Origin of the sequence: Bacillus sp. ES1-5 (genome assembly GCF_022487605.1) — a bacterium.
Classification (GTDB): Bacteria; Bacillota; Bacilli; order Bacillales; family Bacillaceae_G; genus Bacillus_A; species Bacillus_A wiedmannii.
In genome coordinates this window covers 1-341 of the sequence record NZ_JAKVPU010000059.1, presented here as the reverse complement: position 1 = coordinate 341, position 341 = coordinate 1, and the positions used below count along the sequence as shown (strand labels likewise).

Here is a 341-nt window from a genome sequence, read left to right as displayed (position 1 = left end):
AATTTGTTCGATTTTAAGTTTTTTATGTGCTGTATTATTCTTTCCACCTGAAAAAAGTTTGCGTAATTATATTCTTCTATTCCAGATTTAAACTTATCTACTTTTGTAACATGTCCTATTTCATATTCGTATGCAAAAACATGTTTTAAATAACTTCCTTGGTGTAATGTATCAGTACCTTGAACCTTTTCAATTGACTCTGCAATCATATAGTCCGTAAAATTACGCATCATTGCACCAGTAGCTTTTACTTGATCACCAACTTTTACATTTGGTGTAGAGTTTAAATAGATACTAATAGGTTCTGAATACTTTGTTGACTCAACAGAGATAACATTATC

At 29.9% G+C, this 341-nt stretch carries 1 pseudogene; it reads right to left on the bottom strand.

Going from position 1 to position 341, the window contains the following annotated elements:
- Positions 1–341: pseudogene (locus MKO96_RS29270) on the bottom strand (hypothetical protein); the annotation flags it as partial.